Consider the following 252-nt stretch of genomic DNA (forward strand, 5'->3'; position numbering starts at 1 on the left):
AATTGAATCTTAAGTTCAACCATCTCTTGAGCTGTCATTCTGTAAGGAGTTTTGGAAATAGGCTCTGTTCCCGGTACCAAATCGATTTGAAAATCAATTTCTCTCTTTAGAGGAATTCCAGGAATCTCTTCCACAAAGACATCCGAAAATTTCCGCAAGACTGGATGATCCAAGGATTGACTACTATCTACACAACCTTCTACGTTGTTCACCGATATAGCAACCAATTGACACCCTTTTCGAACACATCTT

General features: G+C 39.3%; 1 protein-coding gene. It reads right to left on the bottom strand.

Features of this window, described 5'->3' with window-relative positions:
• The coding region (locus SB847_RS21715) for a hypothetical protein (RefSeq protein WP_410578771.1) at nt 1-212 on the bottom strand (212 nt) is incomplete at its 3' end.
• Nucleotides 213-252 lie beyond the last annotated feature (40 nt).

This window comes from Bacillus sp. SIMBA_026 (assembly GCF_046535335.1).
Classification (GTDB): domain Bacteria; phylum Bacillota; class Bacilli; order Bacillales; family Bacillaceae; genus Bacillus; species Bacillus velezensis.